Here is a 16,246-nt window from a genome sequence, read left to right as displayed (position 1 = left end):
CTATCATGTCCATTTCGTCAATCACGCGGTGGCGGCTACGGGCGCTTCGCGGCCTGGAATGGCGTCGAGCAGGTCTTGGGTATACGCCTCACGCGGGGCGAGAAAAATCTGCTCGGCGCTGCCCTGCTCGATGATACGGCCGTGTTGCATCACCACGATGCGGTCACACAGCTGCGCAGCGACGCGCAGGTCGTGGGTGATGAACAGCAGCGAAAGCGACAGGCGCTGTTTCAGTTCCTCCAGCAGCTCCAGCACCTGGGCTTGAATGGAGACGTCGAGGGCGGAGACGGCTTCGTCGGCGACGATCAGTTCCGGGTCGAGCGCCAGCGCTCGGGCGATGCCGATTCGCTGGCGCTGGCCGCCGGAAAATTCGTGGGGGTAGCGCTCCACGGCGCTGGCGCCCAGGCCCACCATATCGAGCAACTCGCCCGCCCGTTTCAGTGCGGCGGCCTTTGGCGTGCCGTTGGCAATCGGCCCTTGGGCAATCGCCATGCCCACCTTGGTACGCGGATTGAGCGAGGCGTAGGGGTCTTGGAAGATCATCTGCACCCGGTGGCGTTCGCGGCGCAGCGCGTCGCCTTTTAGCTGCGAGAGGTTGACGCCGTCCAACAGCAGTTCGCCGCTATCCGGATGCTCCAGGCGCACCACGCAGCGGCCCAGAGTCGATTTCCCCGAGCCGGATTCCCCCACGATGCCCACGGTTTCCCCCCGGGCGAGCGTGAGCGATACGTCATTCAGCGCATGCACCTCGCGGGCAGGCTTGAACCAGCCGCCTCGCGAGCGGAACACTTTTTGCAGCCCCTTGATTTCCAGCAGCGGCGCGACCTGATCGGTGTCGCGGTGGGGCGGTACCGCATTACTGGGAATGGCCGCAATCAGCGCCTGGGTGTAGGCGTCTTGAGGGTTCTCCAGCACCGAGCGGGCGTCGCCCAACTCGACGATCTTGCCGTGGCGCATCACACACACGCGGCTGGCAATCTCGGCCACCACGCCAAAGTCGTGGGTGATGAACATAACGGCCATGCCGCGCCGCTGCTGCAGGTCGCGAATCAGCGCCAGAATCTGCGCCTGGGTGGTGACATCCAGCGCCGTGGTGGGCTCATCGGCAATCAGCAGCGTGGGCTCCAGCGCCAGCGCCATGGCGATCATCACTCGCTGGCGCTGGCCGCCGGAAAGCTCGAACGGGTAGGCGCGAATGGCTTTCTCCGGCTGCGGAATACCGACTTCGATGAGTAGTTCCAGTGCGCGGGCCTGGCGCTCCTTGGGGGTAAGCTGACCGTGGGCTTCGAATACTTCGGCAATCTGTGCGCCGACGCGCATTAGCGGGTTCAGGGCGGTCATCGGTTCTTGGAAAATCATACCGATTTTCAACCCGCGCAGGGTGCGGTGCTGCTTTTCCGTCATAGTGAGCAGGTCCTGCCCTTCGAACAGCACTTCGCCCTGAGTGGCGTTCACGCCTTTGGGCAGCAGGCCCATGATGGCGTTCGCCGCCATCGATTTTCCAGAGCCCGATTCACCCACCACGCACATGATTTCACCGCGCATGACCTCGTAGCTCACGCCCTCGACCGCGAGTGCGCGGTCGGCCCCTTTTGGGAGGGCAATGCTCAGTTCGCGAATGCTGAGAACCGTTTCTGTAGTGACATCCGTCATGGCGAGCTCCTAGCGTTCGCGGGAAAGTTTCGGGTTAAGGGCGTCGTCGAGCCCTTCGCCCACCAGGTTGAGCGCGAGCACCGTCAGGAGGATGGCCAAACCGGGGAAGAAGCTTAGCCACCACGCCTGACGAATGACCGTGCGCGCCGCCCCAATCATGTAGCCCCAGGACATCACGTTGGGGTCGCCCAAACCGAGAAACGACAGCGCCGACTCCAGTAGGATCGCGGTGGCCACCATCAGCGAGGCCAGCACGATAATCGGCGATAATGTGTTGGGCAGAATCTGGCGCAGGATGATCGTGCTATTGGACTGGCCCACCAAGCGGGCGGCTTCGACATACTCGCGGTTGCGCAGCGACATGAACTCCGCGCGCACCAAGCGCGCCACCGGCGGCCAGCTGACAATCGCAATCGCCAGGACGATCGAGGTGACGCTGGGCTGCATGATCGCCACCAGCACGATGGCCAGGGCAAAGTTGGGAATCGTCTGGAAGAACTCGGTAAAGCGCATCAACGCGTCATCGACCAAGCCTCCGTAGTAACCGGCAATGGCCCCCAGGGGCACACCAATCAACAGTGCAACGCAGGTGGATACCAGCCCGATCAATAGCGACACCCATGCGCCGTGCATCAGGCCCGCCGCCACGTTACGGCCCATGGTGTCGGTGCCCAGCAAAAAGCCCTCTTGGGAGAACGGCGGCAAAAAAGGCCGCTGTACCATGCGCCAGGGCGATTCAGGAAACAGCACGGGGGCCAGCACCGCCATGGCAATCATCAGCAGCAGAATGACCAGCCCCACGAGGGCCCCACGGTTCTGCGCAAAGCGTGCGAAAAAGCTCATGACGCCCCCTTGATACGCGGATCGGCCAAGCGATACACCACGTCGGTGATGATGTTGAAGACGATGACCAGCGCCGCCGAGAAGAAGAAAATGCCCAGCAGCAGGTTGTAGTCCCGCTGCTGAAGCGCTTCGAACATCAGGCGGCCGATACCGGGCCAGGCAAACACGGTTTCGGTCAGGATCGCCCCGCCTACCATTTGCCCGGCCTGCAGGCCCGCCAGCGTAATGATGGGCAGTAGGGCGTTACGCAGCACGTGGCGGCGCTGAATGATGCCCGGCTTGAGCCCTTTGGCTCGCGCCGTTTTGACATAATCCTGCTGGGCGGCATCCAGCATGGAGGTGCGCGTCATACGGGTATAAATCGCCATGAAAAATAGCGCCAGCGTGGTGGCGGGGAGCACCAAGTGCTTAGCCACATCGAGCACCAGCGCAAACCCTGTGTGGCCCGCGCCCACGGTATACAGCCCGTAGGCGGGCAGCCAGCCCAAGTAAACCGAGAACACCACCACCGACATCAGCGCCACCCAAAACAGCGGTGTGGCGTAGAACACCAGCGCTAACGCCATGATCAGCGAGCCGGACGGTTTCTTGACGCGGGCAGCCGCCATGGAGCCGGCCACGATGCCCAACACCAGCGAGAGTACGAAGGCGGTGCCGGTCAGCAGTAGGGTGGCAGGTAAGCGATCCATGATCAGATCGAACACCGGCACGCCCAGCCGGTAGGAGTAGCCGAAATCGAGCATGGCGATACCCGACACATAGCGCCACAGCTGCACGTACATCGGCTGGTCGAGCCCGAAGCGCTCGCGCAGCTGGTCGAGAAACTCCTGGTCGGCGGCACCGGCTTCGCCCGCCAGAATGGCGGCCGGGTCCCCGGGGGCCATTTGAATCAGTAAAAAGTTAAAAATGACGATGAGAAACAGCACAATCACGGCTTTGAACAGCCGCATCAGAACGAGGCGCGCATAAACCATAAGTCGTTTCCTGACGGATACCTTCGAGACATAGCTAACGAGCGATAGCTAAAAAAACCCAGGCAGCTCGCGCTACCTGGGTAGCCTGGCCTAGCGATCTAACCAAGCATCTTTAAAGCCGTCGTTAACCCCCACGCCAGAAGTGACGAGGTTTTTCACATCACAGCGGTACAGCGTCGGAAACCCCAGCTCCATCAACCAGCCGACCGGGACGTCCTCATGTAAAATTTCCTGAACTTCGAGGTAGAGCGCTTCACGCTCTTCATCGGGGAAGGCGGTGGCGGCCGCGTTGAAAAGTTCGTCGACGCGCTCGTTCTCATAGCCTTCGACGTTATTCCAGGGCGAGCCCTTGGCGATGTTGTCGGACAGGTAAGTGCGTGAAATCCCCAGTGCCGGGTCGCCATACTGATAAAGGTAGGTAAAGGCCAGGTCGTAATCCCAATCGCCCAGGCGCTGGTTCCAGCCGCCCACGTCGGTGGCTTGGGTGCTGACGTTGATACCCACTTCACGCAGGTTTTGCTGCACGGCTTCGGCCCAGCGGGTCCAGGTCTCACCGTAGGGCAGCGGTAAAATGGTGATCTCTTCACCGTCGTAGCCCATTTCGTCGAGCAGCTCGCGGGCACGCTCAGGGTTGTGATCGTAGGGCTCCAGGTCGTCGTGTTGGAAACGCGCGTTAGAGCCAAACGCTGAGAGCGGTACGTTCCCCAGGCCGTTCCACAGCACGTCCTTGGCAAACTCGCGATCCATGGCGTACATGACCGCTTGGCGGAAGCGTTTGTCGGCGGTCGGGCCTTCACGGTTATTCATCCACAGCATGGCGAAGGGGCTGAAGTATTCGTTGCCCTCTTCGGTCATACAGACGTTATCCATGGCCGACAGACGCGGAATATCGAAGTTTTCCACGGTGCCGCTGGGCAAGACGTCGATGGTACCGTTTTCGAACGCCACCGCGCGGGAGCCGCCATCGGGAATCACGTGCCAGTTGACGCCATCCAGATAGGGCAGCCCCTCTTCGTAGTAGTCGTCATTTTTGACCAGCTCGATGACGGTGCCGCGCTCCCAGTTGGCAAACTTGAACGGGCCCGTGCCAATCGGGTGGTCGTTATGCTCGTTATTACGGAAGTCGGTGCCCGCGTAGAGGTGCTCGGGCACCATGGTGAATGTGCCCGCCTCGAACGAGATCAGGAAAGGCCCAAACGGCTCCGTCAGTGTGAACACCACCGCGTGGTCGTCGGTGGCCTCGATGCTTTCCACATGCTGTAACACGGCCCGCGCGCTGGGATTCAACTCACGGTGGAAAACATTGGCGGAGAACACTACGTCATCGGCGGTGAAGGGTTCACCGTCGTGCCAGGTCACGTCTTCTCGAAGATGAAACGTGTAAGTTCGCCCATCGTCACTGACCTCCCACGACTCGGCCAACTGCGGCATGGGTTCTAAATCCGTGGTGTAACGCAGTAGCCCCTCATAGATATTGCCCGCGACGGTGCGGGTAGGGGCGTTTTGAATCATGCCCAGCACCAGGCCCGGCGGCTCAGGCTGAATGATCGTATCGATGGTGCCGCCCGATTGGGGCTCTTGTGCCGTGGCGGCGGTGGAAAGGGCAAGCGCTGCAGCGGTAATGGCCAAAGCCAGTGGTGTCTTCATGTTTCCTGCTCCTCGGTTATTAGCACGTAATGTGTTTACGTCGTCGTTAGGCGAGCGAGGCGTGACGGTAGAGACCGATTGTGATGTTTATTGGGGTCCTCTTTGACCATAGCAGTGCTTGGTTAAACTGTCGACAGTCGTCAATCGGCCGTCGACAAAGAGCCCATTTTTGCCATACTGAGCAGTATATGAATGATCGAGAGTGCACTTTATGGCCCCTCCGCTAGCAGCACCCAATACCTACATTCAGCAGCATAACCTTGTCGAGCAGGTGGCCGATTACTTAACGCAAGCGATTATTCAGCAGCACTTTTTACCCGGCGAGCGCCTGTCAGAAGTCCAGCTTTCCAAGGACCTGGGCGTGAGTCGTGCACCTGTGCGTGAAGCAGCACGTTTGCTGGAGAGTCGCGGCCTGCTGATATCGAAACCGCGGCGGGGGTTTTTCGTCCGGGCGTTGAATGCCGTTGAACTGGAAGACGTCTTCGATCTGCGGCTGTGCTTGGAGCGGCACGCCATCCAGCGTTTGGCCGAACGTTACAGCGCCGAGGCTGAGCGCGCGTTGAAGCAACAAGTAGAGGTGTTGTGCGAGGCGGCCGCCAGTAACGACGGGACGCGCCGTATCGAGGAAGACCTGCAGTTTCACCGCCTCATGTTGCACTGCGCAGGCAACGAGCGGCTGCTGCGTGCCTTCGATAACCTGACCCACGAGCTGCGGCTCTGTATCACGCTCATCACCAAGACCCACGAAGCCCCCGACACCATCGCCACCAGTCATTTCAAGCTGCTGGATGCCCTAGCCAGTGGCCAGGCGGCCACGTGCCGCGATGCCATCGATTACCACATCGGCGTCGCCCGCGATTTCGTGGTGAAAGGGGTGAGCGACAGCGGAGTCCCCTTACCATGAAGACGTTCTTTCACGCGGACCAGGCGCTTCATCATCCGCAGACCTACTTCTCCCGTGGCAAAATGCGCACGCCCCAGGAAGTGCCCGAACGCGCCATGCACTTGCTGGCCGCTGCCAAGCGGCTGGGCTTTGATATTCGGAGTCCTGCGGATCACGGCGCGGGGCCGATCAGGGCCGTGCACTCGCTGCCCTATCTGCGTTTTCTGGAAAGCGCCCATCGGCGCTGGCAGGCGATGGGCGAGGATTGGGGGGAGGAGGTGATCTCCAATATCTTCGTGCGTTCGCCCAACGCACTGCGCGGCATTCTGGCCGAAGCGGCGCGCTACCTGGCCGATGGCAGCGCGCCGGTGGGGCAGCACACCTGGCACTCGGCGTACTGGTCGGCGCAAAGTGCCGTAGCGGGTGCCAAGGCGTTACTGGCCGGAGAGCCTTTCGCCTATGCCTTGTCTCGCCCGCCGGGTCACCACGCGAGCATCGATTCCGCGGGTGGTTTCTGCTTTCTCAATAACGCCGCCATTGCAGCACAACATCTTACCTCGCGGTTTCCACGCATCGTCGTGCTCGACCCGGACATGCACCACGGCCAGGGCATTCAAAACATTTTCTACCAGCGCGACGATGTGCTCTATATCTCCATCCATGGTGATACCACCAACTTCTACCCGGGGGTCTCCGGCTTCGAGGAGGAGCGCGGGGAAGGCGCCGGGCTGGGTTACAACCTCAACCTGCCCATGCCGCACGGATCAAAAGAAGCGGTGTTCTTCGAGCGCTTGGCGGACGCTTGCCAGGCCATCCGTCTATTTGAGCCCGACGCGCTGGTGCTGGCGCTAGGATTCGATATTTACGAGCGCGATCCTCAAGCCAAAGTGGCCGTCTCTACCGCCGGGTTTGCGGAACTTGGCCGACGGGTAGCAGAGCTGAACGTGCCCACCCTGGTGGTACAGGAAGGCGGCTACTACCTGGAAGGGCTGGAAGCCAACGCGGTGAGCTTTTTTGAAGGATTGCTGATGCGCCGCTGATCGTACTGCCACATTCCAGCCGCTTCACCGAGAAGAGTAAGACAAGCGCTGGAGGTGTCTGGCAAGATAGCGTTTTCGGACGTTAAACGATCAAGGACACGGCATGGCGCATCTGCTACGCATCGTGATGATTCACGGCCACCTGAGCGGCGTGGTCGAACTCAGTGTGGACGGCCACACCAATATTTGCGGCACCAACGCGTCGGGTAAAACCACGCTCCAGCGGCTGGTGCCGGTGTTTTACGGCGAGCTGCCCAACAAGGTGGTGCCGAAAACCCGCATGAAATTCGATGCGTTCTATTTGCCCCATCGCAACAGCTACCTGGTATACGAATACCGCCGCGAAGCAGGCAACGTGTGCCAGGCGGTGCTGACCCGCAAGCAGGAAGGCGGCGTGGAGTATCGCTTCGTCGGCGCGCCTTACCGCCCGGAAGACTACCTGGTCGAGACCGAGCAGGGCCCGCTGGCGCTGGACTACATCCAGTGGGCCAGCGGGCTGCGCCGCAGCGGCACGCCGGTGTCACCCAAGCTGGGGGCCACCTCCGAGTTCCGCTCGGTGATCCAGAACGACTTTACCCAGCTCCACGGCAACAGCCGCGATGGCCTGAAGCTGCGCCAGATCGCCGCCCAGTTCAGCCTGGTCAATCCCGAGCGGCGCATTCGCCATATCGAAAAGCTGGTCTCGGCGGTGCACGCCAAAGAGGGCAAGATGGACACCCTCAAGACCATGCTGGCGGCGATTTTCGAAGAGGACGGTGTCGAGCTGCCGGTTACTCGCATTCGTAGTGCCAAGGCCCGCGAGTGGATTCACCAGATGCGCCAATCTATGCGCCTGGAGCCGCTGCAGGCCGCGTTGGCCAAACTCTCCGGTATCGACCGTGAGCTGGCCGAGCTCGACACTACCCTGTGGCAACTCAAACCCCAGCTGGCCGCCGACCGCGAACAGGCCCAGCGGCAGGTCGCCGACCTGGAAGGCGAGCTCAACCGCCACCAGCGGGAGTTTCAGGCCGAAGAGCAGGCCTACAGTGAACGGCGGGATGCGCTCAACGACCAGCACAGCGAAGTGGCAAGCCAGCTGCAGCACACCCAGCATCGCCTCAACGACCTGCAAACCCGCTTCGAGCAGTACGCCGATGCCGACATGCCCGGCCTGGAGCGGGACATCAACGCGCTGCCCCAGTGGCGCGAGCAGCGCGACCAGCTGCAGCAACACCTGCAAGTGATGCAGGACGCAGTAAAGGAAAGCCAGGCGCGCCTGGATGGCCGACTGCGCGAACTCTCGGAAAACCTTGCCCGCCAGACCCAGGAGAGCCAGGAACTGATCGACGCGCTGGTGGAGGAGAAAGCCGAGCGCCGCGAGCAGCAGTGGCAAACCGAGCAGCAGCATAACGAGCGCTACCAGCAGGCCCGCCAGCGGCTGGAGAGCGAGTATCAGGCCCAGCTGGAGCTAGGCGTCGAGCAACTGGCCGAGCTGAAGGCCCAGCTGGCCATGCCCAGCCAAACCCGCGAAGAAGCCCAGGAGGCTGAGCTGGTCCAGGCGCGGCTGGACGACGCCCAGCAGGCCCGCAGCGCGGCCGGGGCCACCCTGGAAGCGCTGCGCCGCGAGCTGGAAGCCCACAAGCGCGAGCGCGACATCGCTGAGCAGCATCTCGTGCAGTGCCGCCAGCAGCGGGAGCGCGCCGAGCAGCACTGCTACACCCTTTACCAGCAGCAGACCCCCGAACAGGGCAGCCTGCGCCACTTCCTGCGCTACCACCGCCCCGGCTGGGAACAGCAGCTTGGCAAGGTGATCGCCCCGGAACTGCTGGAGCGCCGCGACCTCGCCCCCCAACTGGCCGACAACGCCAGCGACGACCTGTTCGGCCTGACGCTGGATCTTTCCGCCATCGCGCTGCCCGACTATGCCCAGGACGAAGCCAGCCTACTGGCCGCCATCGAGGAAGCCGAGAGCGCCAAGGCCCGTGCCCACACCGCCTGCACCGCCGCTGAAAAGACCCTCAAGCAGCACAACGAGCGGGTACAGCAGGCCGATGACGCCCAGGACACCGCCCGCCTGGCCCACCAGCGCGCCGAGCAGGAGGTGGAGTACGCCCTGGAAGCGCGCCGCCAGCAGCAGGCCCGCCACGCGGAAAGCCAGAAAGCCCGCCGTGCCCACATCGAAGCCGCCCTGGCCCGCCAGGAGCAGGCCCAAACCGAGCTGCGCGACGAGAAGCGCGACGCCCTGGCCGAGCTGGCCGAAACCCATCAAGGCCAACTGCTGGAACTCAAGGCCGATGCCCAAAGCCAGCTCGATAGCCTCGATGCCCAGCTACGCACCTACAAACAGCAGCTCAGCGATGCCAACGCCGAACACCAGCGCCAGCGCGCCGAGCTGGAAGAGGCCTTCAGCCAGGAGCTGGCCGAGCAGGGCGTCGACCCCGCCCAGCTCAAGGCCACCCGAACTCGCCTGGAAGCGCAGAACGAGCGCATTCGCAAAACCGCCGCCCGCCAGGAGGAGCTGGCCGAGTACCAGCGCTTCATGCGCATCGAGTGGGGCCAGCACAAACCCCAGCTGGTAGCGGAAGAGGCCGAGCTGGCCCAGCGCGACCAGCAGCTCAAGCGCGACAAAGCGCATCTGAAAAACGCCTTCCACGCCGCCAGAGAGGCCCACCAGCAGGCGGTGAACGGTCTGAAGGCCCAGCGCGACAGCGCCCGTGGCACCCTGGAAGCCCTGACACCGCTGCTCAACCAGCTGGAGAGCCTGGAGCTGGTGGCCGAAGGCGCGCCGCTGGAAGCCAGCCTGGGCGATGTGGACGAACGCATCGAGCGCACCCGCCAGGCCTTGGCCAGCCGCCACCAGCAGCTGGAGCAACTGCGCCGAGGCTGCCTGGACGTCGAGAGCCAACTGATCAAGGACGCCAGCAGCGGCTTTGCCGATGCCCTGCAAAGCGAGCGCGACAAGCTGCCCAGCGACAGCCCCCGGCTACTGCTGCCGCTGCTGCGCGGCATGCTCAAACTGCTGGAAGACCAACAGCAGCAGCTGATTCAGGAGGGCCGCAACCTCAGTGACGACCTGGACAAGTTCTTCATCGTCTTCCGCGACCTGAACCGGCGCATCAGCGCCCAGAGCCGTCGGCTTTCGGAGGAGGTCGCCGACGACCTGCGCCTGGAAGGCATCACCAAGGCGGAAGTGCGCATTCAATCCACCATCGACGAGCTGGGCTTCTGGGAACCGCTCAAGCTGTTCGCCCAGCGCTACAAGGCGTGGCGGGAGTCCGGCCAAACGCTGCCCAGCGACGACTACCTCAACGCCCTGGCCGACGTGGTCGATTTGCTGCGCAGCGACCAGCAGTACAGCTTCGAAAGCCTGCTGCGCCTGGAGCTGCACCTGAACGAAGGCGGCACGGACCTGGTGATCAAGAACGACCGCCAGTTGCTGGAGTCCTCCAGCCACGGCATGGCGTATCTGATTCTGTGCAAATTCCTGCTGGCGTTTACCCGCCTGCTGCGGGGCGATGCGCAGATCGCCATCCACTGGCCCATCGACGAGATCGGCACCCTGGCCTACCACAACGTCGAAAAACTGTTCGATGCCTGCGACAGCAACCGCATTCATATCGTCGGGGCCTTCCCCAACCCGGAATCCGACGTACTGCTGCTGTTCGCCAACCGCTACCTCATCGAACGGGACGCCCAGCAACAGCGTCAGCTCAAGCGTATCGAGCCGCGTCTCAGCGCGCTGGCGCAGAAAATCAAGCAGCGCCAACAGGAGGTGAGCGCATGATCGAACACGGCCCCCTGCTCGAACGCCTGCTGGCCGGCGACTTCATCTGCGCCGTCAGTGAAGAGAACGCCTACCGCCACCTGGCCAACGAAGAGACCCGCGAGGCCATCGACGCCTACCTGCGCCCGCTCAACCGGCGGCTGGCCAGCAACGAGGATGCCAGCGTCTACTTCCTGGCTTGGCGGCAGCTCAACGACACCGCCCGGGAGCAGCTCTCTCGCCAGCTCGCCGATACGCTCAACAGCCTGCTGCCCATGCTGGAGTGGCTGCAACTGGTGCAGGAAGCGCTGGGCCGCGACGCCCTGGCCGCCCCTGGCGACGTGCTCAAGCCCGCCGAATTCAGCGCCAAGTGCGAAGACAACCAGAGCCTGCGCGAGCGCCTGGAGCGGCTGGCCACGGACAGCTTCTTTGGCTCCCAGAGCGACCAGCTGGATGCCCAGGTGAAGCAGATCTTCAAACGGCTGAAAGAGCACGGCTACCTGATGCAGCCCCACAGCGAACGCCAAGTGTTCGTGGTGACCGGCAAGATGGACTACCTGGTGGATGTGGTGCGCTTCATCCGCGACGAAGAGAACCTGCCCATCGATGCCGACGAGGACTCCGGCACGCAGGAGGCCCTGCTGTGAGTCGGCGTGAGGGCAGTGCTTTAGGCAATGGGGCGGGCAGTGGCGTGGGCGAGCTGGAGAGCCGCCTGCTCAAGACCGGCGCGGAACGCCTGGCGCTGCTGGGCAAGCACGCCGAACGGCTGATGCAGGCCTACACCCGCGACGACGTACCGCTGGAAGGCCTGAGCGACGGCGCGCTGCGCAAGCTGCTGGCCGCCAGGGTGCTGTGGCGGCCCGACGAGCAGAGTGGCGTCAAACTCTCGCCCAAGGTGCGCGACCTGATCGCCGAAATGCTCGCCGACGAGACCCGCCGCCACGTCAATGCCGACGTGGCCGAAACCCTGGAGCTGATTCGCACCCAGGTAGACAGCTACCGGGAAGCCCGCAGCAAGGGCGAACACTGGCGCCAGGAGCAGCAGCTACTGCGCCTGCGCCAGGAGGTAGACGACCTCAACGGCCGCTTTGCCGACGCCATCGACAGCCTGTGGCAGCGGCTCAACAGCGATTTCGGCTTCGTCAGCCAGCTCAACGACAAGATCCGCGAGAACGACCGCGCCCAGAAGCAGATCGTGCGCCTGCTCGATGGCCTCGCGCTGATCGACTTCGACGAGCTGATCGCCCTGGTGGGCAGCGACGGCAGCCTGCGCAAGCTGCTCATCAGCCAGCTCCAGAACCGCCTGAGCCACCACTACACCAGCCTGCGGGAAGTGCAGCGGCGGCTGATCGAACTCATGGCCCGCTTCCGCAAGCAGCAGGCCCGCAGCCGCCTGATGACCGGCATGGCCGCCTTCATGCGCGAACACCCGGGCTTCGTGCCCGGCAACTACGCCCAGCGCAGCGAGGTGCCCGCGCTGTTCAACCGCGCCGCACCGCTCAACCCCGCCGCCGCCCCCGCGCTGGACCACGCCCTGGATACCCGCGTTTTGGCCGAGCTGTTGCACGAGCTGCCCGCCCCACGCCACGCCGCACAAAACGTCGCGGTCGCCAACCCCGTTCAACCCGCCGAAGAGAGCCTGGCCGCCGCCCGCCAGCAGGCGCTCAAGCTGGACGTCGAACACTTCTACCTCGCGGTGCTCGACCAGCCGCCCGCCGAACCGGTCAGCGCCCTGGCCTACCTACAACAGAGCGGCCTAGAGTGGGCAGATGAAATCTGGCTGTTCCAGGTAATCGCCGAGTACCAAGGGCTGCCGCGCAGCGAACAGCAGGCCTTCCGCCTGCAGCAAGAGGAGAGCAAGGCCAGCGCCTTTAATGACCTGCGGCTGATTCACGATGTGGCCCTGGCGGTGGCGGTATGAACCTGCCCAGCCGCGCACGCAACGGCCTTAACGGCGTCGCCCGCGAACTACTCCGCCAGCCCACGGTGGAGAAGCCCCGCCGCCAGTGGGTAGACGACGTAGTGGCCTGGTGCCGCCAGCACGATATTGACCTGGCCACACGAATCAACAGTAAAGCGCTGCGCTTTGACACCGCCTTGCTGGCGCAGATCAACGACGTGTTAGATAGCGCCCGCCTAGCACCGCTAGGCTGCTCGCTCAGCGGCCTAACCAGCAGCGCCCAAGCGAAGGAGGGCATGGAGGAAGACAAAGCCACCCGCGAAAGCCCCCGCGCCTGGCGCATACTGCTCAGCCTGCCGCCGCAACCTACCCCAGGGCTTGCAAGCGAGCCGCGCTGCAGTCGCGACGTGGACGTTCGCCACCTCACGCTAGGAGCCTTCGGCGCGCTGGTACAGGTGGAAAACCTCGACAGCTTCTACACTTTCAACCCGAACATCAGCGCCCTCAGCGGCTACGCCCAGCCGCTCATCGCCTACCGAGGCGACAGCCACTACGGCGGCGGCTTCGCCCATCTGGCCGAGGTATGGCGCAAAACCCGCAGGCCGCACCTCTACGCAGGCGACTTCGACGCCAAGGGCGTGACCCTCGCGCTGGACAGCGGCGCCACGCACCTGCTGCTCCCCGATATGGCGTGGCTCAGCCAATACGCCACCCCCCTGCACCAGCCCGCCGGGCAGCTCCCCTACCAACGGCGGCTGCGTCAACTCCACGTCAGCCTACCACCCCAACACCCGCTCAGGCCCTACCTCACGCTGCTGGAAAAACAGCGCGGCCTCAAACAGCAGTGGTTTGAGGGGGAATTGGTGGCGGTGGGGGTTGGTTAGCGGATTGCTTCTTGGCTGGGGTTGGCTGAGAGAATCAACCGTGCAGTGCTTTTCTTGCGGTACGCAGGGGGGAAAGCAAAACGCGCCAGCATGCAACTTTGGACTTGGACTGTGCTGCCTATTTTTCCTTTGCTTTCAGGCGAATCACTGGGATAGAGTCAATGGAGCAGGCTACATAACCTCAATGAATGAGCGCGCGCGTTTATTGGGGTTATACAGCGTTCCGTATAAGCACAGTTAGCACCAAAAAGTTTAGCTATGGCAAAAGTTAAGAAACAGCTCACTCCGGCCCAAAAGAGTGCAAAGAAAGCCGCGCAAGCAGATCGGCAAAGGAAGTACCAGTGGGTCTTTATGAACGGTAAGCAAGCCAGAATAAAGCGGCCACCAACCATGGATGGCATGCCTGTAGACCAGTTCATTGAGGAGAATGCTGATCCGGTATGGCTCCACCAGAACGAGCTATGGGAGCTGATGCCGATTGAAGACGATCTTTTTGGTTCTGAGCCGTCTACGGAATCAAGTGAAACAGAAGATGAGAACGGAATACCATTTTGATTTGGGTCACAGGTATTTAGTTGAGCAGTGCTAACCAGTCGCTCAAGTACGTTCCCGGCCTGACGGCCGTCCACCGGATGCCCTTGTCAGGGCACCGCTTAGCTTCGCGTTATGCCGCTGAATCATGGAGTCTATAGCGCGAAAAGTCTTACCGTCGCTCAGGATTGATGTGCAAGTAGCATGCGCATATTTTAGGCACATCATTCCCCGCGAGGACTGAGCCATGCCTGCTCCTGAAGTGACGAAACCTCTCCGAAAGCCAACGAACCTATCGCTAGATAGTGCGCTTCTGAAAGAGGCAAAAGCTCTGGGTATCAATGTCTCACGGTCCGCAGAGGCGGGGATCGCGGAGGCTGTGAAACGGCATAAATAGGAGAAGTGGCTAAAAGAGAATGCCAAAGCTCTGGCAAGCTCGAACGCATACGTTGAAGCTAACGGTTTGCCTCTCGCGCGGCACCGTCAATTCTGATGGCCCGCTTCGATATCGTCGACAATGAGGGTGGGGGCGGCTATCTGCTGGACGTTCAATCAGACCTTCTCGGCGGCTTGAACACCCGGGTTGTCGTGCCTCTGTTGCCCCAATCTTCTGCGCCGTCCCCAGCCCAGCGGCTGAATCCTGTCTTTAGTATTGAAGGTCAGGATTTCGTCATAGCCACTCAATACATGGCGGCTGTACCCAAGGGCGAATTGCGTTCTTGTGTTGGTAACCTTGCTGAGCAGCAGGACGAAATCTCTGCAGCGTTGGACATGCTGTTTTTGGGCTTTTGATGCAAGAAAGTCTTAATTTTCAGCGGCGTGCCGAAGTGTCCTAACAAAGCCAGTCATGCGACACCTTTTTCATTGCGGTTGCGCCTCCATTCCAAAGCCGCGCATTCTGACCAGTGCGCTCATCCCCTTTCTGCGGTTCTGTGGTGCGTCATGGGCTGTGATGACGCTGTGACGCGTCTGGGATTTCAAAGCGGCAGCGCAGAGCGGGTGCAGGGTAGGGCGTCGCTTTTTTTATGCGGGGCCAGGTGTATAATCTGAATCAATTGCTCAGAGGTGCTCATGAACACAAAGATTGAAGTGTATGGCGTTAAGGCTGTTAAACGTCCCAGAATTGTTGCTAGCAAGCAGCTTGACCTCTCTGGTGAGTCTGGGCAGCAGATCGTCAAGTCTGAAACGAAATTGGTCCTCAGAACGCATAAGCAGACTTTCAAAAAGCTAGCTGATATGTGATGAACCTTATTTACTTTCCTTTCGAGCGTGTTGTGGAGATAAATGTCTTCATCCTGGAGCATGAGCCAGGAATGAAGGGAGCTGCCGATATAAAAAAGCTTCAAGGCGCTTTAGGCAGAGTAGGCAATGCTATTGCATATTCTGGCCTGGATGATGTTTTCGAGATTGCGGCAAAATATGTAGCTTCCATTGCTCTTTCCCACTCTTTGCCTGATGCAAACAAGCGCACTGGTTTAGCAGTTGGCTTGGAATATTTGTCTCTTAATGATTTTGAGCTTACTGCTGATAATGAGTTATTTGCTGACGCAGTCAAAGATCTGGTGATCGGAGCCATTGATGAGTCAGATTTTGCTGATTTGCTTTACGCTCAATATGCCGCAGAGCAAGATAATAAACCATAATAATGGTACCCACTCGTCCTCAAGTGGACGATATGCGTCACCGCTACCTACCTGAGCAACACCATGAACCTACTCTTCCTCGGCACCTCCGCCGGAGTCCCAACCAAAACAAGAAACGTCTCTGGCGTCGCTTTACGTGAAAGCAAAGGCAAGGGTTGGTACCTGATCGATTGCGGGGAGGGCACTCAGCATCAGGTGTTGCACACCAAGCTGTCGTTTCATTCGCTGAAGGCCATCTTGATTACCCACGTACACGGCGACCACTGCTATGGGCTGCCGGGCATACTGGCGAGTGCGGGGATGGGCGATGGCCTACGCCCCTCTTGAAATGGTCTCAGCCCTAAGAGAAACCCGCGTGCTGTTCGCCGCGCTGATTTCCGAGTTAAGCTCAGTTCTTGTGTATGGAGGGCAGTAGAGAGGGTGGCGTATCCTGTTGATTGATCTCGCCAGATCACAACCAACATAGGACGGATACGCCATGAGCAATTCTACTCTCCAAGCCGTGA

General features: G+C 61.3%; 13 protein-coding genes and 2 pseudogenes. 11 read left to right on the top strand and 4 right to left on the bottom strand.

Annotated elements, in window-relative coordinates:
• Positions 1-21 precede the first annotated feature (21 nt).
• The 4 genes from NH344_RS09035 to NH344_RS09020 form a co-directional block, all read right to left on the bottom strand.
• Positions 22-1,653, bottom strand: coding sequence for an ABC transporter ATP-binding protein (locus NH344_RS09035; protein WP_058579886.1), 1,632 nt, complete (start codon positions 1,651-1,653; stop codon positions 22-24).
• A gap of 9 nt (positions 1,654-1,662) precedes the next feature.
• Entirely contained in the window at positions 1,663-2,496 is an 834-nt protein-coding gene (locus NH344_RS09030) for an ABC transporter permease (protein ID WP_058579887.1), read from the bottom strand.
• Entirely contained in the window at positions 2,493-3,470 is a 978-nt protein-coding gene (locus NH344_RS09025; RefSeq protein WP_253027804.1) for an ABC transporter permease, read from the bottom strand. Before NH344_RS09025 ends, NH344_RS09030 begins: the two co-directional genes overlap by 4 nt.
• 90 nt (positions 3,471-3,560) lie before the next feature.
• Entirely contained in the window at positions 3,561-5,117 is a 1,557-nt protein-coding gene (locus tag NH344_RS09020) for an ABC transporter substrate-binding protein (RefSeq protein ID WP_058579893.1), read from the bottom strand.
• Between the two features lie 211 nt (positions 5,118-5,328).
• Here NH344_RS09020 and NH344_RS09015 point away from each other — a divergent pair, with 211 nt between their 5' ends.
• The 11 genes and pseudogenes from NH344_RS09015 to NH344_RS08965 form a co-directional block, all read left to right on the top strand.
• On the top strand, positions 5,329-6,021 hold the full coding sequence (locus NH344_RS09015) for a GntR family transcriptional regulator (RefSeq protein ID WP_058579894.1): 693 nt from the start codon (positions 5,329-5,331) through the stop codon (positions 6,019-6,021).
• A complete protein-coding gene (locus NH344_RS09010; protein ID WP_058579895.1) occupies positions 6,018-7,040 on the top strand; it encodes a histone deacetylase family protein in 1,023 nt (340 codons plus the stop codon). Before NH344_RS09015 ends, NH344_RS09010 begins: the two co-directional genes overlap by 4 nt.
• 103 nt (positions 7,041-7,143) lie before the next feature.
• The gene (locus NH344_RS09005) at positions 7,144-10,803 is read left to right on the top strand and encodes an ATP-binding protein (protein ID WP_253027803.1); all 3,660 of its coding nucleotides are present in this window, start codon (positions 7,144-7,146) and stop codon (positions 10,801-10,803) included.
• Positions 10,800-11,429: a hypothetical protein gene (locus NH344_RS09000; protein ID WP_058579897.1), complete on the top strand. Its 630-nt coding sequence runs from the start codon at positions 10,800-10,802 to the stop codon at positions 11,427-11,429. Before NH344_RS09005 ends, NH344_RS09000 begins: the two co-directional genes overlap by 4 nt.
• Positions 11,426-12,703, top strand: coding sequence for a hypothetical protein (locus NH344_RS08995; protein ID WP_253027802.1), 1,278 nt, complete (start codon positions 11,426-11,428; stop codon positions 12,701-12,703). The genes NH344_RS09000 and NH344_RS08995 overlap by 4 nt, the downstream gene beginning before the upstream one ends.
• Positions 12,700-13,566 (top strand): hypothetical protein, encoded by an 867-nt coding sequence (locus NH344_RS08990; protein WP_044628908.1) that lies wholly within the window; start codon positions 12,700-12,702, stop codon positions 13,564-13,566. The genes NH344_RS08995 and NH344_RS08990 overlap by 4 nt, the downstream gene beginning before the upstream one ends.
• 258 nt (positions 13,567-13,824) lie before the next feature.
• A complete protein-coding gene (locus tag NH344_RS08985) occupies positions 13,825-14,121 on the top strand; it encodes a hypothetical protein (RefSeq protein ID WP_044628907.1) in 297 nt (98 codons plus the stop codon).
• A gap of 223 nt (positions 14,122-14,344) precedes the next feature.
• A pseudogene (locus NH344_RS08980) lies at positions 14,345-14,590 on the top strand (type II toxin-antitoxin system CcdA family antitoxin).
• On the top strand, positions 14,590-14,889 hold the full coding sequence (locus tag NH344_RS08975; RefSeq protein ID WP_044628906.1) for a CcdB family protein: 300 nt from the start codon (positions 14,590-14,592) through the stop codon (positions 14,887-14,889). The pseudogene NH344_RS08980 and the gene NH344_RS08975 overlap by 1 nt, the downstream one beginning before the upstream one ends.
• 449 nt (positions 14,890-15,338) lie before the next feature.
• Positions 15,339-15,740, top strand: coding sequence for a type II toxin-antitoxin system death-on-curing family toxin (locus NH344_RS08970; protein WP_253027801.1), 402 nt, complete (start codon positions 15,339-15,341; stop codon positions 15,738-15,740).
• 63 nt (positions 15,741-15,803) lie between these two features.
• Positions 15,804-16,046 (top strand): annotated as a pseudogene (locus NH344_RS08965) (MBL fold metallo-hydrolase); the annotation flags it as partial.
• Positions 16,047-16,246 lie beyond the last annotated feature (200 nt).

Source organism: Halomonas sp. Ps84H-12, from assembly GCF_024124725.1.
Lineage (GTDB): Bacteria > Pseudomonadota > Gammaproteobacteria > Pseudomonadales > Halomonadaceae > Vreelandella > Vreelandella aquamarina.
The sequence above is the reverse complement of the archived record's forward strand: the minus strand, read 5'-3'. Positions and strand labels throughout refer to the sequence as shown.